22 protein-coding genes and 2 pseudogenes are annotated in these 25,526 nt (G+C 64.3%); 7 read left to right on the top strand and 17 right to left on the bottom strand.

Annotated features, from left to right (window positions below; translation table 11 throughout):
- Positions 1-363: 363 nt before the first annotated feature.
- Together FXF75_RS20400 and FXF75_RS23575 are read right to left on the bottom strand one after the other, a co-directional pair.
- The gene (locus FXF75_RS20400; RefSeq protein WP_163523918.1) at positions 364-1,458 is read right to left on the bottom strand and encodes an ABC transporter permease; all 1,095 of its coding nucleotides are present in this window, start codon (positions 1,456-1,458) and stop codon (positions 364-366) included.
- A pseudogene (locus FXF75_RS23575) lies at positions 1,455-2,328 on the bottom strand (ABC transporter ATP-binding protein). Before FXF75_RS23575 ends, FXF75_RS20400 begins: the two are co-directional and overlap by 4 nt.
- Positions 2,329-2,793: 465 nt before the next feature.
- On the opposite strand from FXF75_RS23575, the gene FXF75_RS20390 reads away from it, so the two are divergent.
- Positions 2,794-3,180: a hypothetical protein gene (locus tag FXF75_RS20390; RefSeq protein WP_163523917.1), complete on the top strand. Its 387-nt coding sequence runs from the start codon at positions 2,794-2,796 to the stop codon at positions 3,178-3,180.
- Positions 3,181-3,532: 352 nt separating this feature from the next.
- The gene (locus FXF75_RS20385; RefSeq protein WP_163523916.1) at positions 3,533-3,682 is read left to right on the top strand and encodes a hypothetical protein; all 150 of its coding nucleotides are present in this window, start codon (positions 3,533-3,535) and stop codon (positions 3,680-3,682) included.
- Between the two features lie 11 nt (positions 3,683-3,693).
- On the opposite strand, the gene FXF75_RS20380 is transcribed toward FXF75_RS20385, so the two are convergent.
- From FXF75_RS20380 to thiI, 3 genes are all read right to left on the bottom strand, one after another.
- Entirely contained in the window at positions 3,694-4,152 is a 459-nt protein-coding gene (locus FXF75_RS20380) for a DUF5804 family protein (RefSeq protein ID WP_163523915.1), read from the bottom strand.
- Positions 4,153-4,204: 52 nt separating this feature from the next.
- The gene (locus FXF75_RS20375; protein WP_163523914.1) at positions 4,205-4,699 is read right to left on the bottom strand and encodes a CHRD domain-containing protein; all 495 of its coding nucleotides are present in this window, start codon (positions 4,697-4,699) and stop codon (positions 4,205-4,207) included.
- 62 nt (positions 4,700-4,761) lie between these two features.
- Positions 4,762-5,964 carry a tRNA uracil 4-sulfurtransferase ThiI gene (thiI, locus tag FXF75_RS20370; protein WP_163523913.1) on the bottom strand — a complete coding sequence of 401 codons (1,203 nt, stop codon included), beginning with the start codon at positions 5,962-5,964 and terminating at the stop codon, positions 4,762-4,764.
- 272 nt (positions 5,965-6,236) lie between these two features.
- Here thiI and FXF75_RS20365 point away from each other — a divergent pair, with 272 nt between their 5' ends.
- The gene (locus tag FXF75_RS20365) at positions 6,237-6,416 is read left to right on the top strand and encodes a hypothetical protein (RefSeq protein WP_163523912.1); all 180 of its coding nucleotides are present in this window, start codon (positions 6,237-6,239) and stop codon (positions 6,414-6,416) included.
- A 99-nt stretch (positions 6,417-6,515) separates the two neighbouring features.
- The gene (locus FXF75_RS20360) at positions 6,516-8,726 is read left to right on the top strand and encodes an amino acid permease (RefSeq protein ID WP_163523911.1); all 2,211 of its coding nucleotides are present in this window, start codon (positions 6,516-6,518) and stop codon (positions 8,724-8,726) included.
- Positions 8,727-8,853: 127 nt separating this feature from the next.
- Here the strand turns inward: FXF75_RS20360 and FXF75_RS20355 are convergent, their stop codons facing one another.
- Together FXF75_RS20355 and cyaB are read right to left on the bottom strand one after the other, a co-directional pair.
- Positions 8,854-10,065, bottom strand: a complete 1,212-nt coding sequence (locus tag FXF75_RS20355) for a methionine adenosyltransferase (protein WP_163523910.1) — start codon at positions 10,063-10,065, stop codon at positions 8,854-8,856.
- Between the two features lie 144 nt (positions 10,066-10,209).
- Positions 10,210-10,779, bottom strand: a complete 570-nt coding sequence (gene cyaB, locus FXF75_RS20350; protein WP_163523909.1) for a class IV adenylate cyclase — start codon at positions 10,777-10,779, stop codon at positions 10,210-10,212.
- A gap of 278 nt (positions 10,780-11,057) precedes the next feature.
- On the opposite strand from cyaB, the gene FXF75_RS20345 reads away from it, so the two are divergent.
- On the top strand, positions 11,058-13,517 hold the full coding sequence (locus tag FXF75_RS20345) for a PAS domain-containing protein (RefSeq protein ID WP_163523908.1): 2,460 nt from the start codon (positions 11,058-11,060) through the stop codon (positions 13,515-13,517).
- A gap of 130 nt (positions 13,518-13,647) precedes the next feature.
- Here FXF75_RS20345 and FXF75_RS20340 read toward each other — a convergent pair whose 3' ends face one another.
- From FXF75_RS20340 to FXF75_RS20310, 7 genes and pseudogenes are all read right to left on the bottom strand, one after another.
- Complete coding sequence (locus FXF75_RS20340) at positions 13,648-14,721, bottom strand: Gfo/Idh/MocA family protein (RefSeq protein ID WP_163523907.1); 1,074 nt, start codon at positions 14,719-14,721, stop codon at positions 13,648-13,650.
- Positions 14,722-14,852: 131 nt separating this feature from the next.
- Positions 14,853-15,056 carry a hypothetical protein gene (locus FXF75_RS20335; protein WP_163523906.1) on the bottom strand — a complete coding sequence of 68 codons (204 nt, stop codon included), beginning with the start codon at positions 15,054-15,056 and terminating at the stop codon, positions 14,853-14,855.
- Positions 15,056-16,252 (bottom strand): ABC transporter ATP-binding protein, encoded by a 1,197-nt coding sequence (locus FXF75_RS20330; RefSeq protein WP_163523905.1) that lies wholly within the window; start codon positions 16,250-16,252, stop codon positions 15,056-15,058. Before FXF75_RS20330 ends, FXF75_RS20335 begins: the two co-directional genes overlap by 1 nt.
- A 6-nt stretch (positions 16,253-16,258) precedes the next feature.
- Positions 16,259-17,182: a carbohydrate ABC transporter permease gene (locus FXF75_RS20325; RefSeq protein ID WP_163523904.1), complete on the bottom strand. Its 924-nt coding sequence runs from the start codon at positions 17,180-17,182 to the stop codon at positions 16,259-16,261.
- 1 nt (position 17,183) lies between these two features.
- Positions 17,184-18,185, bottom strand: a complete 1,002-nt coding sequence (locus tag FXF75_RS20320) for a carbohydrate ABC transporter permease (protein ID WP_163523903.1) — start codon at positions 18,183-18,185, stop codon at positions 17,184-17,186.
- A gap of 19 nt (positions 18,186-18,204) precedes the next feature.
- Positions 18,205-19,667 (bottom strand): annotated as a pseudogene (locus tag FXF75_RS20315) (extracellular solute-binding protein).
- 185 nt (positions 19,668-19,852) lie between these two features.
- Positions 19,853-20,830: an aldo/keto reductase gene (locus FXF75_RS20310; RefSeq protein ID WP_375335558.1), complete on the bottom strand. Its 978-nt coding sequence runs from the start codon at positions 20,828-20,830 to the stop codon at positions 19,853-19,855.
- A gap of 164 nt (positions 20,831-20,994) precedes the next feature.
- On the opposite strand from FXF75_RS20310, the gene FXF75_RS20305 reads away from it, so the two are divergent.
- Positions 20,995-21,846 (top strand): hypothetical protein, encoded by an 852-nt coding sequence (locus FXF75_RS20305; protein WP_163523901.1) that lies wholly within the window; start codon positions 20,995-20,997, stop codon positions 21,844-21,846.
- Between the two features lie 90 nt (positions 21,847-21,936).
- On the opposite strand, the gene trmB is transcribed toward FXF75_RS20305, so the two are convergent.
- Positions 21,937-22,992, bottom strand: coding sequence for an HTH-type sugar sensing transcriptional regulator TrmB (trmB, locus tag FXF75_RS20300; protein ID WP_163523900.1), 1,056 nt, complete (start codon positions 22,990-22,992; stop codon positions 21,937-21,939).
- A 270-nt stretch (positions 22,993-23,262) separates the two neighbouring features.
- Positions 23,263-24,006 (bottom strand): proteasome assembly chaperone family protein, encoded by a 744-nt coding sequence (locus FXF75_RS20295; RefSeq protein WP_163523899.1) that lies wholly within the window; start codon positions 24,004-24,006, stop codon positions 23,263-23,265.
- 150 nt (positions 24,007-24,156) lie between these two features.
- Here FXF75_RS20295 and FXF75_RS20290 point away from each other — a divergent pair, with 150 nt between their 5' ends.
- Positions 24,157-25,098: a mechanosensitive ion channel family protein gene (locus tag FXF75_RS20290; protein WP_163523898.1), complete on the top strand. Its 942-nt coding sequence runs from the start codon at positions 24,157-24,159 to the stop codon at positions 25,096-25,098.
- Here FXF75_RS20290 and FXF75_RS20285 read toward each other — a convergent pair.
- Positions 25,095-25,499, bottom strand: coding sequence for a universal stress protein (locus FXF75_RS20285; protein WP_163523897.1), 405 nt, complete (start codon positions 25,497-25,499; stop codon positions 25,095-25,097). The two genes, FXF75_RS20290 and FXF75_RS20285, sit on opposite strands and share 4 nt — an antisense overlap.
- Positions 25,500-25,526 lie beyond the last annotated feature (27 nt).

Genomic DNA, 25,526 nt, shown 5'->3' with positions numbered 1-25,526 from the left:
ATTGTCGGCGGCGACCGACGATAGACAGATAGAGAAGGACGACGGCACAGCAGGCGAATGAGACGGACGTTTCGATGCTAGCACGTCCCGTTGCGCCCATGAAATCAAGCCACCCGATTTGTGCGCCTGCGTACCAGAGCAGTAGGTAGATGCCTTCGAACAACCGACGGGTCCCGCTCCAGATACCGCTCGCAAGAGCGAAAGACGGAACGAAAACCGCACCTGAAAGAAGTGCAAGCAGTTGCGTCAGGTCGCCTACCAGTAGGAATCGAACTCCGAGGCCTGCTGTCACGGAAAGCGCGACCGCCACTCCGACGGTCCAGACGGCGAGAAGTTGTCCGATAGGGTAACGGGAAGACCCAACTAATGCGGTCGTCCGATAGCGACGCTCTCGAATACCCATCTCCGACCAGACGAGGAGCGGCCAAATCCAGAGTAGTGGCACAACTGCATCGCGGACAGTCGAAAGCGGAACGAGAACGGACGCGAGCCAGAGGAGCCCACCGCCAACGTACCACCACCGACGCTGGCTCCGGAACGCAAGCCGTCCTTCGGCGCGAAGAATCGGCACGGGGTCGACCCGACGTTGGTCTCTACCGGAGAGAGCGACGTCCCGACTGGGGTCCGGTCAGGTGAAGTCGCGTCGCCACTCATATCGGAGTCGGCGTTTGCGTCAGTACCGCTGTGGTCGCTCCCGTCGAAGCGGTCGAAACGGACAGCGCTGACGACGACGATACCAAGCGCGGCCGCGGCGTACAGAAGCCGCCGGAGTGCGACCTCGCCAGTCAGCGAGAGTCCGTGCCACACTTTCTGCCCGTCTAATGTCTGGCTCTCGGGCACCGACTGAATGCTGGACACAACGGGTCTGATTCCCATCGGGTCCACGACGCCCGAGACGAGAATAAGGATGACCATGAGGAAGTAGGCCACACTAGCCCACCCACCGCGAAGTCTCTCGACGGTTTCGAACAGGAGCGCGAGTGCCGAGACCAGCATCACCGCCGGAATGGTTAACAGTACGAACGGCGAGAGGAGTTTCCAGAGGTTGAAGGGACCGACACCCTGCAGTTGAAATCGGACAATGGCGATAACCGCCATCATGAACGAAGCGACGGTAAGAACCGAAACGTTCCCGAGCCACTTACCAAAGACGTAGGTAAGATTCCGAATCGGCGTCGCGGCGATTAACTCACCAGGACCATTGTAGCGGTCCATCGCTATCGCGTCCCTGACGACAAAGAAGCCAAGTAGGAGGATGGTTATCGCTGCGACGACCGCGGTGTGAGACCCGACGAGCGCGGCGTTGTCAACAGCTAAATCCCGCGCAAATCCGACTGTCGCAGTCTTGGAGAGTGCGAAGTACGCTCCAACCACCACGACAACCAAGAGTCGATACCCTGCCAGGCGACTGTAGAAACTGGTCCGAGCGACGTGATAGCAGGCCCGAAGCTGGCTCATCGTGACTCACCGGTCGTCATGGCGAGATAGGCGTCTTCGAGCGTTGGTTCGACGGCAGTCGCATCTGAGTCCGGCGGTTGGTCAGAGATGACTCGAACGTGAACGCCGTCGGCCCGCCGTGTCGTCGTACTGATGAGGTGGTCCCGTTTGACGTTCGAGAGTCTCTCGCTAGAAACCACCCACTCCCAGACGTCGCCTTCGACAGACGAAATCCCCGACTCTGGCGTCGTATGCGTGACGAGAGTTCCGTCGTTCATCACCGCGATTTCGCTCGCCGTCGCCTCGATGTCGGAGACAATGTGCGTAGAGAGAATTACGACGATGTCGTCGGCGAGACTAGACAGGACGTTTTCGAAAACGGACTCGCTCCTGGGGGTCGAGACCCACGGTCGGCTCGTCAACTATCAAGATATTCGGGTCGTTAAGTAGCGCCTGGGCGATACCGACACGCTGTTCCATGCCACCCGAAAAGGTAGCCAATTTTCGGTCTCTAGCGTCTTCCAGATTAACTAAATCAAGGAGTTCGTCGATTCGCTCCTTACCCTGCTTCACCGAGACGCCATTCAGCGCTGCGAAGTACTCTAAAAACTCCTCGGCTGTCAGGTCGGGGTACGTCCCAAAACTCTGGGGAAGGTAACCAATATCTTTGCGGATGCTTTCCGGCGAGGTGACGACGTTCGTTCCCTCCCACGTCACGAATCCTTCGGTCGGTTCGGTAATTGTCGCGATAATCCGCATCAACGTTGATTTCCCGGCTCCGTTCGGTCCAAGCAAGCCGAGTACACCAGTGTCGGCACGGAGGGAGAAGTTCCGAAGCGCCCAGAGGTCTCCGTACTTCTTTCCGACACTTTCGACCACTAGTTCATGCATATTATATAGTTTTTACTTTCTATACTAAAATAGAACGATACCCAAATGTAATAAAAACTGTGAAATTCGACAGCAGTACTCTTCTCGGAATTACTGGAGGCTGGTGTTGATAGGCAGACATTTGGTGCACTAGATTAGAAATTATCTCGACATACACTTATGTTTAATCTTCAAATTATGCTTGTTCATAGTTACCAAATATTTTTCATATAGTTATTTTTAAGTGAAAGCGAGAAATATTATCTGGCGGAGGTGAATCCAATGATTGACATCAAGCCTCAGGGTAACTGCCCCAAGTGCACGAGTTTCTGCTTCTGTCTCCTTTAGAGGGTTAGACAGAAGCGATGCATAGCTCGTAAATTATTCTCGGTTTTCGAGTGAGAACTGGACGAAGCGTCAATACTTCTATATTATACCAGAATACACATATTAATACTTAAGTATAATGGATTATCTTATTAAGATATGGAGTTCGAACTCAACGAGATGTTATTCGGTCGGTCCCGCTCGATATCGCGTAACCATACCGGACTCGGATTCGCCCTTTTCTCCGGAATAGCCATATTATTTAAGCTCACACCGACTCTCAAGCACCGGCAGTGGTTCGCATACGGCCTGTTCGGTGTTATGGCTCTGACCGCATTGGTCAACGCGTACCGGAATAGCGGGGTCGTGATTAGTTTCGTGCTTGCAACGTCAATTCCACTTGGAGCGTTCACACTCGCGGCCGTGACCAATCAACCACCCGCGAACGTTCTACTTAGCGAGTTCCTCCGTGCGCTCCTGATGGGGGCCGTCTTCGGGCTCCCTGCCCATCTCGTCGGCGCAGGACTCCGATACGTGGTCAAATAGCACTGCCCGCTACAACTCATTGAGAAATCCACGAATCAACTCAACGAACTCCTTGACTTTTCCCTCGACGAATAATATTAGAAGCATTAGAACTTGTATCCCGTCGAGCGAGACGGTGGTTTTCGAAACGTTGTTCGTTGACACGGAACACTAACGACGCGCGGCCTTCCAATCGTCGCCCGGTCACCGAAAAGCATAGACGGTCTATGGATTCGACGTAGCCAGAGCCTCCCCATGTTACTCTGGCAGACGGCGAGGCGATGGACGTACAAGGGCCGGAAGTGCAAAATTCAGCGGACGGGCGTGGACGACGCCACTCAGTACTGCGGTCTCGTGGAAATCGAGACCGGTCGTGGGCCTGCGGCGCAGGAACCGTCCGAAGCGCCACGAGGAAGGCGAGTACCGCGAGTGGGTCTACTTCGAGTGGGCCGACGACGCGATAGCCGACCTCCGCGAGGAGGTCAACGGACTTGCGGAAAACGTCCGGGATGTGGAAGTTTGAGCAGTCTGCCCTCAGCCGGCGAACTCGTCTTCGGCGACGCGAACGACGACGGTGTCTTCCACGTCTCGCAGGTCGTAGCTCGGTATCTCGCCGTCCTCGCGGCGGGCCACGAACATCGGTTCGACGAGTCGGCCCTCCGCGGTCAGGCCGTAGACCTTGAGGTAGCGGTCGGTCGCTTCCGGTTCGATTTCGCCGTCCCGAACCGCTTCTGCGAGGTCTCGCGAGAGCCACTCGGTCTCGCTGACGCTCGGTTCGAGGACCAGCGCGTCGTCGGCGAACCGGACGAGATACCAGTTCAGGTCGTTCAACAGCGCCACCGCGGAGCCGAGGCTGATGGTTTCGACGGTCAGCGAGTTCTCGTACTCCTCCCGGAGGTCGTAGGTGGCCAGCGCCTCGCGGGCGGTCTCGCGCGAGACGAGTTCGGTGCGGAGGTCCACGCCCTCGGAACCGACGAGACAGACCTGAGTCACACGTCTTCGAAGGCACCACCGCCGTAAAGCGATTTCGTTCCGTGGCGAGGCCTCAGCCGTCGAGTGGCCGGATTTGCCCACGAATCTCGCCCGACGGATGCGCGGTGGTGTGGACGTTCACGTAGACGTTCTCCGCGCGCATCTGTTCGAGCATGTCGGCGACGTCTGTAAGCGGCCATATCATCTCGTCGTCGGTCAGTCGTCCCGACGCGAGCAGGCCGGTCCTCGTCACTGGGTCCTGTGCCGGACCGAACAGGTACGCCACGACGTTGCCGTTCAGGTCGGGCGGTCCCTTGTGGACGTGCGACTCCTCGACGTTCTCGACGTCGGCCACGACCAGCCAATAGTCGATGGCCCGCTCCTCCGGACCCATTCGGAAGAGCGCGAAGCCGAAGGCGTCGGTCTCTACCGGCGGGACCTCGCTCGCGCCGGTCAGCCACGCGCCGAACGTTTCGGTGCGGAGTTCTCGTCGCCGTCGAAGTGCTGTCCCACCGAACGCACCGCTTCCGAGCAGCGTCAGGACTCGCCGTCTCGATGTCCGTGTCATTCCCCTTCCCCCGACCGGAGGTCCGACGGGCGGCGTGAAAGCAGTTCCCCCGGTTCGGAGGATTAAATGTCCACGACAGTCGCGTTCGCGGCCGCCTCCGCCGCGCGCTCGAAGAGGTCGTCGGGTTCGGCGTTCTCCACGATTTCGAGCGTGGCGTTGGTCTCCGGATAGTCCGGCGCGATGCGGTTGCACCCCGCCGGAATCGTCGAGTCGCGGAACGTGCCGATGCGGCGGGCGCGCTCGGTGATGTCGCTCTTGTCCATCGAGAGCAGGGGTCGGTGAATCGGGAGGTCGGCGGCCCGACTCGTCACGCCCAGATTCCGGGCGGTCTGCGAGGACTTCTGGCCGATTGCCTCGCCGGTCACGATTCCGGTCGCGTTCGTCTCGCGGGCGACGTGTTCGGCCACGCGGTACATGAACCGGCGGTAGACCAACATTCGGGCCGGTCCGACCTCCTCGGCGAGCAGGTCCATCACGTCGCCCGCTGGGACCTTCCGGACGCGCATATCGAAGTTCGGGGCGTAGTCGGCGAGACGCCGGACCGTCTCCATCGCGCGGGCCTCGTGGTCCGGTCCGCCGTAGTCGCCGAGTTCGAGGTAGACCGGGACGATAGGCGCGCCGCGCTTCATGACCTCCCACGCCGCGACCGGCGAGTCGATGCCGCCGCTGACCAGCGCGATTACCTTGGCCTGCGACCCGAGCGGGAGACCGCCCGGACCGGGCCGCTGCTCGGTGTAGACGAACGCCTCGTCCTCGCGACACTCGACGGAGAAGGTGACGTCGGGGTCGTTCAGGTCCACCTCGGGGTCGGGGAGTTGCTCGAAGACGGCCGCGCCGCCCTCCCGCTCCAAGTCCTCGCTGGTGAAGGGGTGGGCGTCCGCGTTACCGGCGCGACGGGCGCGCACGGCGAACGTGTCGCCGAGGTCCTCGTCTCCGCGCGCCGCCGCGTCCGCGTACTTCCGGGCGGTCCCGGCCAGCGCGTCCACGATGGGTCCTTTCTCGGCCGGGACGACGGCGGCCGGACTGGCCGACCGCACGCCGAAGGCGTCGGCCGCGGCGTCGGTCGCGGCGTCCACGCTCTCGGCGTCGGCGTGGAGGAGGATGCGCGACCAGCGTCGCTCGACCTCGGCGTCGATGTCCCGGTCGCTGACGATGGCCTCGATGTTGTCCCGGAGCCGTCGCTCCATCTCTGCCTGAACCTTCCCGCTCTTGACGCCGATGTCGGCGTGGCGAACGAGGACGGTGTCGGCTCCCGGCGGTTTCATGGCCGGGGATAGACGCGAGGCGAATAAACGGCCTTCGGTTGGGGGCGACGCAGGACGCCGGGAGGAACGGCGCTAGCTGGATTATAGGAGCGGAAACGACCGTAGCTACGGACTGACGGTGTCGAACGAGTGGTTCGTCGAACGCGTCTCTGTCGGTCCCGTTCGGAGTCGGCCCGCTGTGCGAGCGAGGACCAGTGTCGTTCTCTGGACGGCCCCGAATCGTCCGACTCGACCGGCACCACAACTATGGAAATCGGCGTCGAACGCCGAGTATGGTCGACCTCGACGAGACGGACCTCACCGACCCGAAGAAGGCGCTTCGAGCGCAGGCGCTCGTGGCCGACATCGACAGGAGCGACTACGAGGACCCGGACGTGTTGCGACTCCAAGAGGAGGCGGTCGAACTACTCGACGAACTCGCGACCGAACTTCAGTCCGTCGAGAGCGAGTAGGTCAGTCGCGGTGCCCGGTCGTTCGGCGAGTCAGTCCGCCGTCCCGCGCAGTCGCGTTCCTCCCTAAATTCAAGCCGCTGGCTGACAATTACACCCACAGTGGCGAAGGAACTCGAACGCGACCTCGGCCTGTACGCCACCGTCACCATCAGCATGGGGGCGATGATAGGGAGCGGCATCTTCGTTCTGCCGGGCCTAGCGACCAAGATAGCCGGTCCCGCCGCGATACTGGCGTACCTGCTCGCGGGTCTGGTCGTCCTCCCCGCCGCGCTGGCGAAGGCCGAGATGGCGACTGCGATGCCCGAGGCGGGCGGCACGTACCTCTACATCGACCGGGCGATGGGACCGCTTCCCGGGACCATCGCGGGCGTCGGCGCGTGGTTCTCGCTCACGTTCAAGAGCGCGTTCGCGCTCGTCGGACTCGGAGCGTACCTCCTGCTGTTCGTTCCCGTCCCGCCCGGAGCCGTGACGGTCGTGGGTCTCGCGCTCGCGGTGGTGCTTCTCGTCGTGAACGTCGCGGGCGTCAAGCAGACCGGGCGGCTTCAGGCCGCCATCGTGACGCTCGTCTTGGCGGCGCTGGTGGTCTTCATCGCCGACGGTATCACCTACGTGGACCGGAGTCAGTACCACCCCTTCTTCGAACACGGCGGCGGCGGCCTGCTCGCGGCGACCGGGTTCGTCTTCGTCTCGTACGCGGGCGTCACCAAGATAGCGAGCGTGGCCGAGGAGGTCGAGGACCCCGGCCGGAACATCCCCATCAGCATCCTCGTGTCCGTCGCCGTGATGATGCTGGTCTACACGTTCGTCCTGTTCGTGGTCGTCGGCGTCGTCCCCCACGAGGGACTGAAGACGACGCTGACGCCGATGGCGGTCGCGGCCGAGGAGTTCCTCGGCGGGTGGGGCAGGACTGCCATCGGCGTCGTCGCGGTTCTCGCGCTGACGAGCATGGCGAACGCGGGCGTGCTCTCGTCCGCCAGATTCCCGCTCGCGATGAGCAGGGACGACCTCGCACCGCCCCGACTCGGTCGAGTCCACGGGGGGTTCAAGACGCCGGTCTACTCCATCGCGTTCACCGGCGTCGTGTTGCTCGCGCTCATCGCGTTCGTCCCGGTCCTCGAACTCGCCAAACTCGCAAGCGCGTTCAAGATACTCGTCTTCTCGCTGGTGAACGTGGCGCTGATGGCCTTCCGGGAGAGCGACCTCGAATCCTACGACCCGGAGTTCGTCGCACCCGGCTACCCGTGGGTCCAACTGTTCGGTCTGGTCGCCGGACTCGTACTCGTCACCCAGATGGGGGCGCTCCCGCTCGCGGGTGCGGTCGGTCTGCTCGTCACCGGAACCGGTTGGTACTACGTCTACGGCCGCGAGCGAACCGAGCGCGAGGGCGCGGCGCTCGACGCCATCCGGCGAACCACCGGCGACTACTCGCTCGACACCGCCCGCGCCATGCTGGCCACCGGCGGCGGAGGCGGCGTCCTCGTCGGCGTAGACCCGGAGACGGAGGCGAGTACCTACCGGACGCTGGTCGGCGTCGCGCAGGCGGTCGTCACCCGTCGGGGCGGTCGAATCGACGTGGTCCGGTTCGAGTCGGTCCCCGAGCAGGTGACGCTGTCGGCCGCCGCGACGACCGACGACGGGAGCGAGGCCGAGTTAGCGTCGCACGTCGGCCGACTCGACGCCCCGGTCGAAACCGAGACGGTCGTCACCCACGACGCCGAACACGCGGTCGCCAACTACGTCCGGGACCGGGAGATGAACCTGCTCGTCGGCGAGTGGCGGCCCGAGGTTCTGGGTGCGGAGTTCGTCGGTCACGATGCCGACTGGTTCCTCGAACACGTCGGCGCGGACGTGGTCTTCGTCAGGGACCGCGGGTTCGACTCCATCGATGAGGTCACGGTCATCGCCGACCGCGGCCCGTACGACCCGCTCGAAGTCCTCGTCGCGGACGCCGTCGCGCACGCTCGCGACGCGAGGCTTCGGTTCGTCTACGCCGCCGACGAGGACGCCAGAGACGAGCAACTCGCGCCGATTCTGACCTATCACGAGGACCTGACCGAACTTTGCACCGCGCCCGCCGAGTTCGAACTCCTCCGCGACTCGGACCGAGAGGCGGTCCTGCTCTCGGCGACGGCGGGGACGGACCTCGCGGTGGCGGGCGTCTCCGCACAGAACCCGCTGTACGACGCGGTGTTCGGAACACTCCCCGAGACGTTGGCCGACGAACTCGACTGCACCGTCCTGCTGGTCCACTCGCATCAACCGCGGCGTCACACGTTCCTCCGGTACCTGCTCGAACGACTCGCCTTCTGAGTCGAGTCGTCTCTGGTCGTCCCTCGGCGCAAAAACTGAATCGGACTCGGAGTCGAATTCGACCCCGGGCGACGTAGCGTTCAGAACGTCGGAAAAAGCGGTTCCCGTGCTCTGAACGGCGTAGCGTTCAGAACGTCGTGAGTTCGCCGTCGATGACGCGCTCGGTGATGGAGGTCACGTCGGCGAGTTCGCGGTCCACGATGTCCACCACGTCGCTCTCGATGTCCGAGAGGGCGACGTCCTCCTCGGTGACGATTTCGGCGTCGGCGACGTGCGGTTGGTCGATGGGGCGGCCTATCTGGGAGAGCAGGCGAATCCGGAGGTCGCGAATCCCGTCGACCTCGGCCACGACCGACTCGGCGATTTCGGTCCCGAGCAGGTTGTATATCTTCCCGATGTGGTTGACCGGGTTCTTGCCGGAGGTCGCCTCCATCGACATCGAGCGGTTGGGCGTGATGAGACCGTTCGAGCGGTTGCCGCGCCCGACCGACCCGTCGTCGCCCATCTCGGCGCTGGTGCCGGTGGTCGTGAGGTAGACGCTCTCCTCGTCGGACCCGTCGCCGTCGGCGGTGTTGACGTAGACGCTCACGTCGCGGTCGGTGTACTCGTGGGCCACGTCGCGGACGAACTCCCGGACGCTCTCGACCTCGTCGTCGTAGTCGGCGCGGTCCTCAACGTAGCGGTCTATCATCGCGGCCGCGACCGTGATGTCGATGGCGTCGCCCTCGCGCTTGCCCATTATCTTCACGTCCTGTCCCAGCGCGGGGTGGTCCTCGGCGTACTCGCCGTTGAGACGTCGCTCCGCGTTCAGTACGATTCGCTCGGTCTCGGTCAGGGGCGCGTGGCCCACGCCGAAACTCGTGTCGTTCGCCATCGGGACGGTCACGCCGTCCTCGCCGAAGACCTCCTTGAGGTCTCCGCTCCCCTCGCCCATCTTCACGTCCACGACGATGTCCGTGCCGAACTCGAGTTCGGGGAAGTTCTCGCCGAGGTAGTCGCGGGCGGCCTCCAGCGCGATGGTCTCGGTCGGGATGGTCTGGTCGCCGTACTGCGTGGTCGCGCGACCGACGATGAGGAGGTAGATGGGTTCTATCATCTCGCCGCCGCCGAACTGCGGGTTCGACCGTCCGGCGACCAGTTGGGTCTCGTCGGTGTTGTAGTGGAGCACTTTGCCGACCCGGTCGAGGTAGGCGTTCGCCAGCGCCTGCGAGACGCTCTCGGCGATGCCGTCACAGATTGAGTCGGGGTGTCCGAGTCCCTTTCGCTCTACAATCTCTATCTCTTGGTCCTCTACAGCGGGTCGGTCGATGGGTTCGACCTCGATGTTCCGGTCGGTCATTACTCCCACCTATCGGGTCACGGATTCTATAACTTGCGGAAACGAAGTCGGGTACCGGGGATAACTACCGGTTATCACGCGAGTTAGCAATGACCGCCCGCTCTCGGCCAGACAGGTGGGTTCGGTCCGTCCTCGCGGCCGGTGTTACTCGTCGGCGTCCGCGGCGGCACTCTGGTCGGCGAGCAGGAGACCGAGATAGGAGGTCCGAATCTGGTCGTCGGGGTCGAGACCGAGGTCGTGCAGAATGTCGAACGCGTCCTCGCGGGCCGACTCGACGGAGTCCTCGCCCGAAACGTCGGTCTCGACTTCCACGAACTCGCCCAGTCCCGCGACCGCGTCGAGCGTGACCGTGAACCCGTCGAGCGCGAACCGCTCGCGCTCCTTCCGGACGGTCGCCGCGGGGTCGAACCCGAGCGCCGAGAGGATGTCGGCGGCGGCCTCGCCGTCCTCGACGCCGGTCTGGACCTCCCGGCGCGTCTTCGACTCGGTCTCGACGAGGGGACCTTTGTAGGTGAGTTCCGCGAACGATTCGGCGTCCACCGGGGTCTCGCGGCGGACGCGCAGGGCCTCGTCGGTCTCGGCGAACTCGCGGTGGGGCGCGTCGTAGTAGGTGTCCTCTTGGGTGACTTCGTTCACCGGTTCGGCCCCGAGTTCGACGAGTCGCTCGCGGACGCTGGCGTGGTCGGTCCTGACCTTCACTTCGACCTCGTACATGCTACGCGGTGGTTCGGTCCTCCGAGGTTTCGGGGTTGCGCTTTCTGAGCGTACTGCGCTCGGTCTCGGTCCGACACGTGCGGTCCGGTCACGCGGACTCGTCACGGACCCCATCGTCGCGCCCAACACCGGTACGCAAGAACGACGCGCTCGGCGCGAGGCGGACGTGTCCGACTCTCGCCCCGGACGAGTCGTTTCTGACGCACGCAGTTTCCGGGGCGGCGACCGATTTTCCCACGAGGGAAATTCTTATGCGCTCGCCAACCGAATGGCGGGTAATGGATTCCGGTCGGATTACGCCCGACGACGTGCTCGAAGTCTGTGACGAGAAGGCGTTGGTCCGCGAACCCGTGACGACGAACGAAATCGCGGAGGAACTGGACTGCACCCGGCGCACCGCGTACAACAAACTCGACGAGTTGGCCGACCGCGGCGACGTTCGCAGCAAGAAGGTCGGTTCGCGGAGTCGCGTGTGGTGGCGACCCGCGGACCACGAACGGGCCTCCGACGGTTCGGTCTCCGGCCGTCCTGAGCGTGAGAGCGCCGACGACGCTCTCGAAGCGACTCCCGTCACGCTGGAGGGAATCGTCTCCGACGCCGCCGAGCGCGAGCGCCTCGAAACCGAACTCGCGGAGGTCTTCGGTCGCATTTCGGACGGCTTCTACGCGCTCGACGACCAGTGGCAGTTCACTCACGTTAACGAACGCGCCGAGGAACTCATCGACTATCAGGGCGAGGGTCTCGTCGGTCGTACCTTCTGGGAGGCGTTCGAGTGGGCCGACGACTCGAAACTCGGCGAAGAGTACCGGACCGCGATGCGGACACAGGAGCCGACCACCTTCGAGTTCTACTACCCCGAACCGCTGACGGCGTGGTTCGAAGTCCACGCGTACCCCTCGGAGACCGGCCTGTCGGTGTACTTTCAGGACGTCACCGAGCGCAAGGAGCGCGAACGGAAACTCGACGAGAGCGAACGCCGCTATCGCGCCCTCGTCGAACACTTCCCGAACGGTGCGGTCGCCCTCGTGGACCGGGACCTACGCTACCGCACCGTCGGCGGTACCCCCCACGACGTCGCCGACGTCACGGCCGACGAACTGGAGGGCCAGACGGTTCGGGAGGTGCTCCCGCCGACGCTGGCCGACGAACTCGCCCCGCGGTACGAGACCGCCTTGGAGGGCGAGTCGAGTACGTTCGAGGCCGAGTTCGAGGGCCGAACCTTCGAGTTTCGTGTCGTGCCGATTCGGGACGACGACGGCGACATCTTCGCGGCGCTGGGGATGTCACAGGACATCACCGAACGCGTCGAGGCCGAGCGGAAGCTGGCGGAGTCCGAGCGCCGGTACCGGACGCTGGTCGAACACTTCCCCAACGGGGCGGTCGCGCTCTTCGACGAGAACCTCCAGTACACGGTCACCGGCGGGGAGATTCTGGACGACATCAGAGTTTCTGCCGACGAGGTCGTCGGTCAGACAGTCTCGGAACGCTATCCCGAAGAGGTCGCGGACCAACTCGAACCGCGGTTCCGGGCCGCCCTCGACGGCGAGACGAGCGCCTTCGAGTTCGAGTTACACGACCGACACTGGCTCGCACACACGGTCCCGGTCAACGACGGTGAAGGCGACGCCTCTGCGGGCATACTCATAGTGCAGGACATCACCGAACGTATCGAGCGCGAGCAGGCGCTCCGCAAGAACAAGAACCAGCTTCGGGCGCTCGTCGAACTGCTCCCGGTCGCCGTCTTCGTGGCCGAAGCGGACGGTCGCATCGTCGAGTGGAACGAGGCCGCCGAGGAAATCTGGGGTGGGGAGGTCGCCGAGTCCGAGTCGGTCGCGGAGTACGAGGAGTACGACGGGTGGTGGGCCGACACGGGCGAACCCCTCGACCCCGAGGATTGGCCGCTCGCTCGGGCGTTACGGGGTGAGGAGGTCACAGACCCCGCCGTGGTCGAAATCGAGGGGTTCGACGGGGAGCGTCGCACCGTCCTGAACCACGGCATGCCGGTCCGGGACGCGGACGGCGAGGTCAACCGCGCGGTCGTCACCCTGACCGACGTCACCGAGCGCGAGGAGCGCAAACAGCGACTGCAGGAGCAGAACGAGCGACTGGAATCGTTCGCCAGCATGCTGGCTCACGAACTTCGGAACCCGGTCACGGTCGGCCAGATATACAGTCAGCAGTTAGCGGTCCGTACGGACTCGGAGGCGGCCGGCTTGAACACGGAAGCGGTCGAGTACGTCACGGAGGCGTTCGACCGCATCGAGGACATCATCGACGTCATGCTGGTGTTGACGCGGGGCCGCGAGGCGGTCGGCGAGCAGACGCCGGTGGACCTCGCGGAAGTGGCGAGGGCGGGGTGGGCCGAGGTGGACGCCCCCGAGGCGACCCTCGACGTCGCTCTGGACCTCGAAATGCGCGCCGACGAGACGTACATCCGACACCTGTTCCGCAACCTCTTCGAGAACGCCGTCGAACACGGCGGGAGCGGCGTCACGATTACGGTCGGCGAACTCCCGTCGGGATTCTACGTGGCCGACGACGGGTGCGGTATCCCCGACGACGACTGGGACACCGTGTTCGAGGCGGGGTACACGACAGCGGGCGAACACGGCGGAACCGGGTTGGGACTGGCGTTCGTCCGGGAGTTGGCCGAGGTGTACGACTGGGAGTGCGCGGTGACCGAGAGCGCGGACGGCGGGGCGCGGTTCGAGTTCAGGAACGTCGAACGGGACCGATGACGAGTCCGAGTCGGTCCCGCTGCGGGCCTGCTTTGGCCGAGCGGACCCTGACGCTCGCGAGCGGACCCTGTCGCTCGCAGGTCTCGGCCGAGAGACGGAGAAGAGAGCCGCCGGGAGAGACGAAGTAAGACTACCCGAGCTGAACCGCGCGCTGTTGCTCGTGGGACCGATAGATGCCGTCGATGACGCGCTGGACTTCGAGCGCCTGTTCGACCGTGTTGCGGGTCGGCGCAACGCCGTCGCGGACCGCCTCGAAGAAGACGCGCTGTTCGGCCTTGTGCGGGTCCTCGTGGCGGGTCTGAATCTCGGAGTCCGAGAAGTGGTCGGTGCCCTGTCGGCCCGACTCGTAGATGGTCAGCGAGTCGTCGGCCTTGTCGAAGTTCGCGCCCGCCTCGGTCCCCCGGACGACGAACTCCTCGTTCGGCGAGCGGTTGGCGGCCCACGCCACCTCCAGCGAGAAGGTCTTGCCGCCCTCGCACCGGACGAACGCGCTGACGGAGTCGTCGACCGAGAACTCGCCGGAGTTGGTGTCCTCGCCCCACATTTCGAGGTAGGCGTAGTCGTCGCGCGACCCGAACTGCGACCGGATGGTGCCCGACACTTCCTGCACCGTCGGGAAGTCGTGGAAGTGGAGCGCGAGGTCGATGGCGTGGACGCCGATGTCGATGAGCGCGCCGCCGCCCGCTATCTCCCGGTTGGTGAACCACGACCCCCGACCGGGAATCCCGCGCCGCCGGATGAAGTTGGCTTCGACGTGGCGGGTCCGCCCGAACCGACCCTCCTGCTGGTAGGACTTGACGACTTCGACCGGGTTCCGGAATCGGTTGTGGAACCCGACCATGCAGAAGCCCTCGGCGTTGCGCGCCGCCTCGGCGATGCGCTCGGCGCTCTCGAGCGAGTGTGCGAGAGGTTTCTCCAGCAGCACGTCGAGTCCCGACTGGAGGGCGGCCACCGCGTACTCCTCGTGGAACTTGTTGGGCGTCGTGACGATGACGGCGTCCACCTCCGTCCCGTAGAGGTCCTCGTAGTTCTCGAAGGACTCGACGCCGTATTTCTCGGCGAAGCGGGCGCGCGCGTCGGGGTTGATGTCCACGCCCCCGACGATTTCGATGCCGCCGAGGTCGAGGAGACGGTCGGCGTGATAGTGACCGATGTTCCCGAGACCGACGAAACCGACTCGGACCGGCTCATTCGTTCTAGACATAGGTACTAGTGGTAGCCAACCGTGAGTCGTTGTTAGGTTTTTCTGTTCGGCCGTCTATCAGGATTCGAGAACCTGACGCGGCGTGATACGTCGTCTGCGCTACGTCCGAGGTCGTCCGACCGCCGTGCATCTCAGTAGAGTTGCCGCTCGGTCTCCTCCCGTTCGGTCTCGCGGTCGCTCTCCCGTTTGGCACTCCGTCGGGCCGACAGCCACGCCCGAATCGCGGGGAGGAACTTGTGCTTGCAGTCCAGCGCGAACGAGACGATGCCGTACGCCCAGAAGAAGAACAGCACCGTCCCGCCGACCAGATAGAACCACCCGAGGGGCGTGACCATCAGTCGTCGCCCTCCGCTTCCCGCTCGGTCTCTCGCGTGCCCGGTTCGACCGCCGCGAAGTCGAGGGTGTGGCTGATGGCGTCGCCCGACTCGGTGTCGAAGAGGTGGACGCGTTCGCGGTCCAGAACCACCTCGACGTCCTCCTCCGGTTCGATGTCCGAGGAGGGGTCGATGCTCATCAGGAGTTGGTTCTCTGCCGCGGCGGGGTCGCCCTCCATACTCGTGTCGGCCGCCCCGCCGGTCAACAGGTAGACGAATATCTCGTCGCCCATCGGCTCTAACACGTCGGTCTTCGCCGGAATGGGTTGGGTCGGGTTGCTGATGCTCCCGCCGGTGTGGTCGAGGTAGACGTCCTCGGGCCGGACCCCCAGCGTGAGGTGGTCGCCCTCCGCGACCCCCGGCAACTGTCCGGGGTCGAAGTCCACGTCGAAGTTGGGCGTCGTGAGACCGGTGGCGGTGACCTCGCCCTCGACGAAGTTCATCGAGGGCGACCCGATGAACCCCGCGACGAAGAGGTTCGCGGGTTCGTTGTAACAGACCAGCGGGGGCGCAATCTGCTGGAGTTGACCCCCGTCGATGACCGCGATGCGGTCGGACATCGTCATCGCCTCGGCTTGGTCGTGGGTGACGTAGATGATGGTGGTGTCCAGTTCCTTGTGGAGGCGCTGGAGTTCGGTCCGCATGTGGACCCGGAGTTTCGCGTCGAGGTTCGCCAGCGGTTCGTCCATCAGGAACACCTCGGGTTCGCGCACGATGGCGCGGGCGATGGCGACGCGCTGGCGCTGTCCGCCCGAGAGTTCGTCGGGCATCCGTTCGAGCATCCCCTCCAACTGGACGATGTCGGTCGCGCGCTCGACGCGGCGCTCGATTTCGTCCTTCGGGTAGTCGCGCAGACGCAGGCCGAAGCTGATGTTGTCGTACACGTCCATGTGCGGGAACAGCGCGATGTTCTGGAACACCATCGCGATGCCCCGGTCCTTCGGCGGCAGGTTCGTGACGTCCCGGTCGGCGATGGTGATGGTCCCCTCGCTGGGGAGAGTCAACCCCGCGATGGTCTCCAGCGTCGTGGACTTCCCGCACCCCGAGGGGCCGACGAGCGTGACGAACTCGCCGTCCTCGATTTCGAGGTTCATGTCGTCCACCGCCGTTACGTCCGCGTAGCGTTTCGTGACGCCGTCTAAGATGACTTTACCCATTGTGAATCACTCCTTGAGCGCTCCCGCGGTGAGTCCGCTGACTATCTTCTCCTGTGCCACGACCACGAGGATGGCGACGGGCAGGACCCCGACGATGCTCGCGGCCGCCATGAGGTTGTACAGTTGGGTGTACTGGCCCTGATAGCTCAGGATACCCCACACGATGGGTGCCCAACTGCGCGCCTCCCCCGAGGTCATCAGGAACGAGAAGAAGAACTCGTTGTACACCGAGATGAACGTCAGCACGCCGGCCGTCGCTACGCCCGGTGCCGACAGCGGCATGATGACCCGGAACAGCGCGCCGAGGCGCGTCGTCCCCTCGATTCGAGCAGCGTCCTCCAGTCCGTCCGGAATCTGGCCGTAGAACGTCGAGAGGATGAAGATAGACAGCGGCATGAACAGCGCGCTGAACGGCAGTATCATGGCGAACGGCGTGTTGAACAGGCTGGGACTCGACACGCCCAGCACCGAGACGTTGCCGGTGAACAGTCGGAACAGCGGGATGATGAACGCCGCCGGCGGAAAGTACGACACCGCCAGTATCAGCAGCATCAGCGGTCCCTTTCCGGGGAATTCGAGCCTGCCGAACACGTAGCCAGCGAGACTCGCCAGTATCAGCACGACGACCGTCGTGGCGATGCCGAGCACGAAGCTGTTGAACATGTAGATGTGGAACGGCACCTTCGTGAACACCGTCACGAACGCCTCCGGATTGAACCCGTGGGGCACCGGCGGGAAGCCGAAACTGGTGATGGCCTCGTTCGGCGTGAGCGCCAGCACCAGCAGCCAGTAGAACGGGAACAGCGTCGTGAACAGGAAGAACAGCATGGCGACGTAGAACATCGCCCTGTACACCTTCTGAGGGTTCTGTATCGCCGAGTTCACCCACCGCGAGAACGCGCCTCGACTCGAATCAGTTTCCGTAGCCATGTTATCCTCCCGTCTCCGTGTCCGCGTACTTGACGATGTACACCGAGACCACGAGACCGATGAGTGCCGCCGTGATGAACGCCACCGCCGCCGACGTTCCGTACATCCGCGACCCGCGGAAGGTCGTGACCACTAGACAGGACAGTGACGGCACCGTGTTACATCCCACGACCGTCTCGATGAGACCGTAGATTCGCATCGCGCCGATGGTCCGAAACAGCATCGCCACCAGCACCGACGGCAGGACCAGCGGCAGGGTTATCATCTTGAACTGCTGGTACTTCGAGGCCCCGGCGACTCTCCCCACGTCGTAGAGGCTCCGGTCCACGCTCTGGAGTCCCGCGAGGATGATGAGCGCCATGAACGCCGAAGTCTTCCACACGTCGGCGACGATGAGTATCAGCACCGACTCCGACGGGGTCGATAGCGGCGTGAACCCGAGGATTCCGAGTCGATTGAGGAACGCCGGGTTCTCCGGCGTGCCGACGAGGAACCCGATTCCGGGCTGGAACATCAGGAAGAAAATCATCCCCTGAATCACGATGGGCACCGCCCACGGGATGATGATGGCGACCCGGACCCACCGTCGCCCGCGGAAGTCTTGGTCGAGGACGAGCGCCTGTGCGAACCCCACGATTGTCTCGAAGAAGACGCTCACCACCGTGAAGATGAGCGTCACGGTGAGTGCGCTCCTGAACGGCGTCGAGAGGTCGAAGAACGGCCGGACCAGCAACGCGTTGCGTTCGCCCGTCAACAGCGCGACGTAGTTCTGCAGACCGACGAACTCGCCGAGCGGAGCGCTCCCGACGAGGTTGTCGGAGTACAGCGACATCCGGAACGTGCTCAGTAACGGCCAGAACGCGATGAGTCCGAGCAACAGCAGTACCGGCGTCAGCAACAGGTACGCGAACTGCGTGTCGCTCAGGTTCTCCATCCAGCGCACTGCCGCGACGTACGGTCCCGACCGCCGGGAGTCCGGGGCCTCCTCTTCGGTTGTTGCCATTGGAGATTGTGAAGCTAGTTCACGCGCTGCTCTCGATTGCCTCTAGTTGTGCCTTGAGTTGACTCATCGCCTGACTGGGGTTGCCGCCCTGTGCGAAGGCACCGTTGACCTGCTGGGCGATTTTGGACGATTCGGCGGGCCAGACCGGCGTGACCGGGCGCGGAATCGCGTTCTCGCCCGCGACGCGCAGCGAATCGAGATACCGGCCCATTACCGGCACCTGCTTGGCCCGGTTGGTGGTCAGGAGTTTGGGTTCCGGCGGGAGGAATCCCAGCACCTCGAAGAGCTTGTACTTGAACTCCTCGCTCATCATCGCTTTCAGTACCTCGGCGGCCGCTCCTGCTTCTTGGAGTTGGGGTTGATGGCGTTGTGCCATCCGCCCAGCGCCGCGACCGGCCCTCCCGTCATCGGGTACTGCGCCTCGTCGGGCGTCTTGGCGTACGGAATTGGCATCACGCCGAGGTCCTTGCCCAGCGCGTCCTCGGCACCGCTGATGTTGATGGCGTAGGGCCAGTTGCGGTGCATGACGGCGTTACCGTTGGTGAACGGCTTCCGGGACGGTTCCTCGACCCACTGCATCACCGCCTGCGGTGCGATGTTGCCCTGATACTCGTCGAGCGTGTTGTTGGCGTCCGAACCGTGGATGAACGTCCGCACCATCTTGATTGCGTTGACGACCTGGGGTTCGTCCACGGTAATCGGTCGGTCGCCGACCGGCCCGAACAGGTACTTCTCGGGGTTGCCGAAGTAGGCCCCGCCCCAACTCGACATGAACTCGTTGAAGTCACAGCACGACAGTCCCTCGTAGGCCTTCGCTTGGAAGGTGTAGCCGTACTCCACGTCGTTGTTGTTCATCGCCTGCTTGGTCACCTGCGAGAACTTCTGCCACGTCATCGAGTCGGTGGCCCACTTGTCGAAGTCCGACTGCCCGAACCCGGCGTTCTTCAGATAGTTCTGGTTGTACAGCATCGTCGGGAAGTCCGGGAACAGGGGGACGCCGTACAGGTCGCCGTCCGGTCCCTTGGCAGTCGAGACGCTCGCGTCGAAGTACTGGTTCTCGATACGCTGAATCCGCTTCTGCGGGAAGTTCCCCGATTTGCTCAAATTCAGCAGTTGGTTCCTGACGATGAACGGAATCGTCCACCCGCTGTCCATGTAGAGAATGTCGGGTTTCGCCCGTCCCGCCGACAGCCACTGCTGGTACTGCGCGCGGCGGTTGTCGGTCACGGACGGTCCCGCGAGAATTTCGACTTCGATGTCCTTCGAGAGACCGTTGTTGTGCAGAACTGGTTGTAACTCCTGTTTCCACGTCGACCCCTTGAAGTCCGGGTCCGTCGCCCACTGGACGGTGGTCGTCCCGCCCTGCTGAACGTCGCCGACCGCCCCATCGTCTACGTATCCTGTCAGGCCCGCCGCCGCTCCCGACGCACCGACAGCTTTGACGAACCGTCGCCTAGAAGTTCCGCTACCCTCATTTGTCATTGTCTCTCACTCCCCCACACCCTGTAACGGCAAACCTCCGTATAACAGCTTTGGCCAGCCTCCAACGGAAGTGATTAGAAAAAAATCAGGCTCGGGACGGGGATTTCGTCTCGGCTGTCGGTATTGTGTCAGGGTCCGAGTGGCCTAATCGCCCCGCCGTCTCGTAATATTTACTCGGAAGCGTGTTACGTGTCCGCGATATCTCGGGACCACACCGGGTCTTTCGGCGCTTCGAGTCGCGCTCTCTCGTCGTCAGAGAGCGAGACGTCGAGTGCCGCGACGTTCTCCTCCAAGTGGTCGATACTGCGGGGACCGACGATGGGCGCGTCCACGACTTCCTCGTGAAGCAACCACGAGAGACTGACCTGCGCGGGCGTGACGTCCTTCTCGTCGGCTAGCTCTCGAACCGCGTCCAGCACCGCCCAGTTCTCGTCGGTGAATCGCTCGTAGGTGTGTTCGTCGGTGGCCGCCCGGCCCGATTCGGGTTCCGAATCGCGGTCGTACTTGCCCGTCAGGAACCCGCCGCCGAGCGGACTCCACGGGATGACGCCGATTCCCTCGTCGGCACAGACCGGGAGGACGTTCTCCTCCTCTTGGCGGTCAACCAGATTGTACTGTGGTTGCATGCACGTGAACCGGGCGTAGTCGTTCAGGTCGCTCTCGTAGAGCGCCTTCGTGAACTGCCACGACGCCATCGTGGAGGCTCCGATGTACCGCACTTTTCCGGTCTCCACGAGGTGGTCGAGCGCGTGGAGCGTCTCCGCTATCGGCGTGGACTCGTCCCAGCGGTGAATCTGGTAGAGGTCGATGTAGTCGGTGCCGAGGCGTTCGAGGCTCCCCTCCACTTGGTCGAGGACGTGCTTGCGCGAGAGACCCTGTTTGTTCGGTCCCTCGCCCATTGACCCGTAGACTTTCGTCGCGATTACCAGTTGCTCGCGGTCGTACTCCTCGATGGCCCGACCGACTATCTCCTCGCTCTCGCCCTGAGAGTAGACGTTCGCCGTGTCGAGGAAGTTGATGCCGAGGTCGATGGCGCGGTCGATTATCTCGCGGCTCTTCTCCTCGTCGCCAATCATCCACTCGCGGTCGCTCCCGAAGTTCATGCATCCGAGGCAGAACCGAGAGACTTCGAGACCCGTGTCGCCGAGGTTCGTGTACTCCATCTCCGTGTCGGGCATGGGACTGCGTACGACGAAGGCCGACAAAACGGTACGGGGCGAGTCGGCGCGACCGGTTCCGATAGCGACAGATTTCCGGGGACGTCCAGTCCACGAAAGACGACTGCCCCCGGAAAAGCCTCAAGCCCCGCCGCGTCGATACGAGAGGTATGCGGTCGCTCTACGACCACCTTCGGAACCCGGACCACACGGGCGAGCGCCGATGCTGGCCCTGCACGTCTGTCAACGCCGTACTACTGCTCGCCGCCTGCGCGGGCGTCGCGCGGCGGCGTTCGCGCGCCCTCGCCACCGTGCTCGGCGTCGGCGGCGCGGCCGCCATCGCGCTCCGGGGGTATCTGGTCCCCTACACCCCGCGGTTCGCGCCCGGACTCGCCGCGCGACTCCCGACGAACGTCTTTCACGCGGACCGCGGCGACGGCCGCGGGACTCCCGACGCCTCGGGGTCGCTCGGCGACGACGAATCCGGCGAAGCGGTCCTCGCCGCCCTCGTGGACACCGGTGCGGTCGTCGCGGACGGCGAGACGGTGACTCTCGACGACGACTTCCGGGAGGCGTGGCGCGCGGAGATTCGAGACCTCCGGGAGCGCGACGACGAGGCTCTCGCGGCCGCGCTCCGGGCGGCCGCACCCGAGGGTCGGGTCGTGGAGGTGGTGACCCCGAGCGCGAACGCTCCGCTCGAACGCGACGGCGACCGCTGGTTCGTGGTCTCGGACGGGGGCGACGACCCGGCGAACGAGAAGTGGCTCACTCGGCCGGTCGCCGTCGCGGAGACGGCCGCGGTCCGGGCGCTGGCCGACGACACCGACCTGTCCGCGACTCGGCGGGCGCAGGCGGCGGGACCGCTCCGGACCGTCCTCGAACGCTGCCCGGTCTGTGACGGACCGGTCGTGGAGACAACCGTGGTCGAGTGCTGCGGCGGACCGGGCGGGGCGCGTCCCGACGCACCCGACGAAGTGCTGGCCTGTGACGACTGCGGTGCTCGGCTCTACACGTTCCAGTAGTCGGTGATTTCCGCTCGGTCGGCAGTAATCAGAATCCTCCGCGCGGCCGGCAGGTAGCGTGTCGGCGCGCGACCGACGACCGCGTCGCGCTCACTGCTCGGGCGGACTGTTCCGCCCGACCCGGATTTCGTGAGCCTCCACGTCCTCCAGTGCCGCGACCTGCCCGCCGACCGTGACGACGCCGTCGTCCGTCCGAATCTTCATCCCGGCGACGCGCTCGCCCGCCTCGAACGAGAAGCCGACCACTTCGCCTCGCACGACGCGCGAGGACCCCCGCTCGATGTCCCGGCCCTCTATCGTCGCGTAGAAGTCGCCCTCGAGTTCCTGCAGTTCCTTGACGCAGCGCCGGATGGACGAGTAGCGTCGGGGGAACGGGCGGTCCTCGCCGTTGGCGGCGAGGGTGCGTTCGGCGGTGGTCCAGAGGACGGTGCCGAAGAACCCGGAGACGAGGAAGCCCAGCGCCGAGCGGTTGAAGATGACGCCGTATCGGTCCTCGTCGTCCCGGAGGGCGTCTTGGGTGGCGTAGATGGAGTACTCGCCGTCCGCGACGGCGATGACCGGCGTGGTGATGCCTCGCCGAGCGCGGGCCGTCGTCGCCACGTCGCGGTAGTCGAACTCGTCGGGGTCGGGCGCTTCCGAGGCGGGCGTGACCAGCAGTTCGATGCTGACGCCCGTGTCGATGGCGGCGCTGAGTTCGTCCTCGTATCGGGTCAGGAGGTCGGGCGTCAGCGACAGCGCGAGTTCGAACTCGGCCGCGTCGATGACCTCTTCGAGGTACCGGAGGATTGTCGAGCGCGACTTGACCAGCGAGACGGCCTCGGTATCGCGGGCGGGAGCCGTGTACCGGGCCTCCAACTCCGAGACCATGTCCATCAGCGAGGTCTGGACGCCGGAGAACGCCTCCTCGGGGTCCACCGCGATGACCTTCATCGGTCGGGACTCGCGCAGTTCCACGAGTCCGCGGTCGCTGAGGCTCCGGACCGTGTCGTACACCCGCGGTTGCGGGATGTCGGTCCGGTCGGCGATTTGGCTGGCGGTCAGGTCGCCGTGTTCGAGCACGGTGAGGTACGCGTCGATTTCGTACTCCCCGAGGTCGAACCGGTCGCCGACCTGCTCCATGGTCACGCGCAAGTCGTCGGAGGTCATATACGAGGACATACTCCCGAGGGGTAAATGATTTATCCGGTTTCGAGTAGCACCGATTTGCGAAAACGCGTTTCATCCTTCCCGTAGCTCAGTGACGTTCGCGAGTCAATCCCGTCTGAGAGGCCCTGACGAGTGCGTAAACCACCTGCGTGACAAATCGGGAGGTCGGCACGCTACGGGATTGCCGCGGCTTCGTTTATAAACCTTCAGAGCGGTGCGATTCCCGACTCGCTACGGTTTGATTCGAGACGTTCGACCACAGCGACCGCTTCACATGTACATCCGGTTTTCGGTCCCCTCGGTCTCGGTGCGCTCCGAGAGTCGTTCGGCGAGTTCCTCGTAGTAGCCGCGAATCTCCGCGGCGAACTCCTCCAGCGGTCCGGTGTCGATTTCGAGGTCGTACACACGCCCGACCGCGTTCAGCAGGCGAATCGCGGCCTCCACGTCCGGGGCCTGCTCGTGGACGGGCGTGACGTACACCGCGGTCCGGAGGTCCGACTCCATCCCCCGAGCCACGAGTTCGGCGTTCATCCCGTCGAGGAAGCCCTGCCCCATCGGCGGGACGTCGGCGTCCGCGAGGCGGTGCTCCCGGTAGTCGTCGGTGGCGACGTAGAACACCTGATGGTCGTCGGGCGCGTGGGGCATCGTTACCCCTTGCAGGACCGCGACCTCGTCGACGCCCTCGGTCTCGGTCCACTCCAATACGGCCTCGCTGAACGGTTGGGCGGCCCACAGCGGAACGAACAGTTCGCCGACGAGGACCGACAGTCCGGCCTGCTCGTGGGAGAAGACGCGGGTGTGGTGGCGCGGGTGGCCGTTCTCGAACGGGGTGATGGCGGGGAGTTGGTCGGCCGAGATGTGGCCGACCTGCTCGAATTCGAGGTGGTCCACGAGGTAGTTCGCCGCGGTCAGTCCAGCCAGACCGAAGTGGGAGAATCCGGCGATGACCGTGTCTTGCGGATTTTCGGCGTTGATTTCGAACGAAGCGCCCCCGGGACCCGGTTGTCCGTTCATGCCGGAGGCTACGTACACGCGGTCCTTATCTCTTTGCGGGACGCTCGCCACGGCGCGGTTACCGGATTCGACTTGGTTCGACTGCCAACTCCCTCGACGCGGGCGACTGCGAACCCTAACGTTTTCCCCAACCGCGAGAGAGATACCGCCATGGCGAGCGTGTTGGACCGGATTCAGTCGGTCGCCGACGAGATACTGGCGTCGCCGGTCGGCGGCGTCCTCTACGCCGTGGTGATACTCGTCGCCGGTTGGTACGGGAGCCGACTGCTCATTCGGTTTCTCGGCCGCCCGGTCGCGAGACGGTTTCAGCGGCCGAGTCTGACCAAGACGGTCCTCGGCGGGATTCGGGCCGTCGTGATGGTCGTCGCCGCGTCGGTCGCGGTGAAAGTCGGGTTCGGCTTCCGGGCGAGCGACATCCTGCTGTCGGTGACGGTGTTCTCTGCCGTCCTCGGTCTGGTCCTCGCGCCCATCATCGGGAGCGTCATCAACGGCCTGTTCCTGCTGGCCGACCAGCCGTACGAAATCGGCGACATGATAGAACTCGTGGACAAGGACAGGCGGGGCTACGTCGAGGACATCACGCTCCGGTACACCAAGATATTCACGCTCGAAAACACGTTCCTCGTGATTCCGAATTCGAACATGCGCGACCGGGACGTCATCAACTACTCGGCCGAGGACACCCGGTCGCGCCTCTCGCTCGAAGTGCTGGTGACCTACGAGGGCGACGTGGAGGAGGCCCGCGCCATCATGGAACGGGCGGCCAGAGAGACCACGGAGGTCGTGGAGGGCGGTCCGGACATCCGCATCGGGAGCGCGCGCTACCCCTCCGCGCCCGTCTCGTACATCAAGGAGTTCGCCGACCACGGCGTTCTGCTCGACCTCCGATACTGGGTGAAAGACCCCTACTACATGCCCCGCGTCCGGTCGAAGATTCAGGAACGCATCTGGGACGACCTCGACGAGGCCGACGTGGAGATAGCCTACCCCCACAGCCACCTCGTCTTCGACGAGAACAGCGGCACCGCTCGCGTCGAACTCGGACAGGACGAGCGCCAGTCCCGACCCGAGGAGTTCGACGCGCCCGACTAGTCTCGCCCGACCGTCACGATTTCGGCGTCGAGTTTCTCGCGGAGGTACGCTTCGATGTCGGGGTCCGAGGTCAGTTTCCGAAGCGCGCGCCGCCACCGCCCGGCCTGCTTGTGGCCGATGACGACCACGTCCGCCCCCTCGGCGGCGACCTCTTCGAGGATGGTCTCCTCGACGAGGAACCCGTCGCGGACGACGTACCTGACGTTCGGCACCCGACCGAACTCGGCTTCGACCGCGCGCTTGAGGTCGGCGCGCGACACCTCCCCGCCGCGGTGGTAGAGATTCACGTGCAGGACGGTCAGCGCCGCGCCGCGCTCCTCGGCGATTCGGACCGCCTCCGCCAGCGTTCGCTCGGAGTGGGCTGTCGGCGGATAGCGGACTGGGACGACGACGCGGGTCACGTTCGAACCGAGGGAATCCGAACCCTT

Source organism: Halorussus sp. MSC15.2 (genome assembly GCF_010747475.1).
Taxonomy (GTDB): Archaea; Halobacteriota; Halobacteria; order Halobacteriales; family Haladaptataceae; genus Halorussus.
The sequence above is the reverse complement of the archived record's forward strand: the minus strand, read 5'-3'. Positions and strand labels throughout refer to the sequence as shown.

What these genes read in the sequence shown, in the direction of transcription:
- FXF75_RS20290 (WP_163523898.1), top strand. Translation starts at nt 24,157, where the DNA reads ATGGCGAGCGTGTTGGACCGGATTCAGTCGGTCGCCGACGAGATACTG.
- FXF75_RS20340 (WP_163523907.1), bottom strand. Translation starts at nt 14,721, where the DNA reads ATGTCTAGAACGAATGAGCCGGTCCGAGTCGGTTTCGTCGGTCTCGGG.
- trmB (WP_163523900.1), bottom strand. Translation starts at nt 22,992, where the DNA reads ATGACCTCCGACGACTTGCGCGTGACCATGGAGCAGGTCGGCGACCGG.
- FXF75_RS20335 (WP_163523906.1), bottom strand. Translation starts at nt 15,056, where the DNA reads ATGGTCACGCCCCTCGGGTGGTTCTATCTGGTCGGCGGGACGGTGCTG.
- FXF75_RS20295 (WP_163523899.1), bottom strand. Translation starts at nt 24,006, where the DNA reads ATGAACGGACAACCGGGTCCCGGGGGCGCTTCGTTCGAAATCAACGCC.
- FXF75_RS20320 (WP_163523903.1), bottom strand. Translation starts at nt 18,185, where the DNA reads ATGGCAACAACCGAAGAGGAGGCCCCGGACTCCCGGCGGTCGGGACCG.
- thiI (WP_163523913.1), bottom strand. Translation starts at nt 5,964, where the DNA reads ATGAAACCGCCGGGAGCCGACACCGTCCTCGTTCGCCACGCCGACATC.
- FXF75_RS20390 (WP_163523917.1), top strand. Translation starts at nt 2,794, where the DNA reads ATGGAGTTCGAACTCAACGAGATGTTATTCGGTCGGTCCCGCTCGATA.
- FXF75_RS20325 (WP_163523904.1), bottom strand. Translation starts at nt 17,182, where the DNA reads ATGGCTACGGAAACTGATTCGAGTCGAGGCGCGTTCTCGCGGTGGGTG.
- FXF75_RS20365 (WP_163523912.1), top strand. Translation starts at nt 6,237, where the DNA reads ATGGTCGACCTCGACGAGACGGACCTCACCGACCCGAAGAAGGCGCTT.
- FXF75_RS20310 (WP_375335558.1), bottom strand. Translation starts at nt 20,830, where the DNA reads ATGGAGTACACGAACCTCGGCGACACGGGTCTCGAAGTCTCTCGGTTC.
- FXF75_RS20375 (WP_163523914.1), bottom strand. Translation starts at nt 4,699, where the DNA reads ATGACACGGACATCGAGACGGCGAGTCCTGACGCTGCTCGGAAGCGGT.
- FXF75_RS20330 (WP_163523905.1), bottom strand. Translation starts at nt 16,252, where the DNA reads ATGGGTAAAGTCATCTTAGACGGCGTCACGAAACGCTACGCGGACGTA.
- FXF75_RS20355 (WP_163523910.1), bottom strand. Translation starts at nt 10,065, where the DNA reads ATGACCGACCGGAACATCGAGGTCGAACCCATCGACCGACCCGCTGTA.
- FXF75_RS20305 (WP_163523901.1), top strand. Translation starts at nt 20,995, where the DNA reads ATGCGGTCGCTCTACGACCACCTTCGGAACCCGGACCACACGGGCGAG.
- cyaB (WP_163523909.1), bottom strand. Translation starts at nt 10,779, where the DNA reads ATGTACGAGGTCGAAGTGAAGGTCAGGACCGACCACGCCAGCGTCCGC.
- FXF75_RS20345 (WP_163523908.1), top strand. Translation starts at nt 11,058, where the DNA reads ATGGATTCCGGTCGGATTACGCCCGACGACGTGCTCGAAGTCTGTGAC.
- FXF75_RS20400 (WP_163523918.1), bottom strand. Translation starts at nt 1,458, where the DNA reads ATGAGCCAGCTTCGGGCCTGCTATCACGTCGCTCGGACCAGTTTCTAC.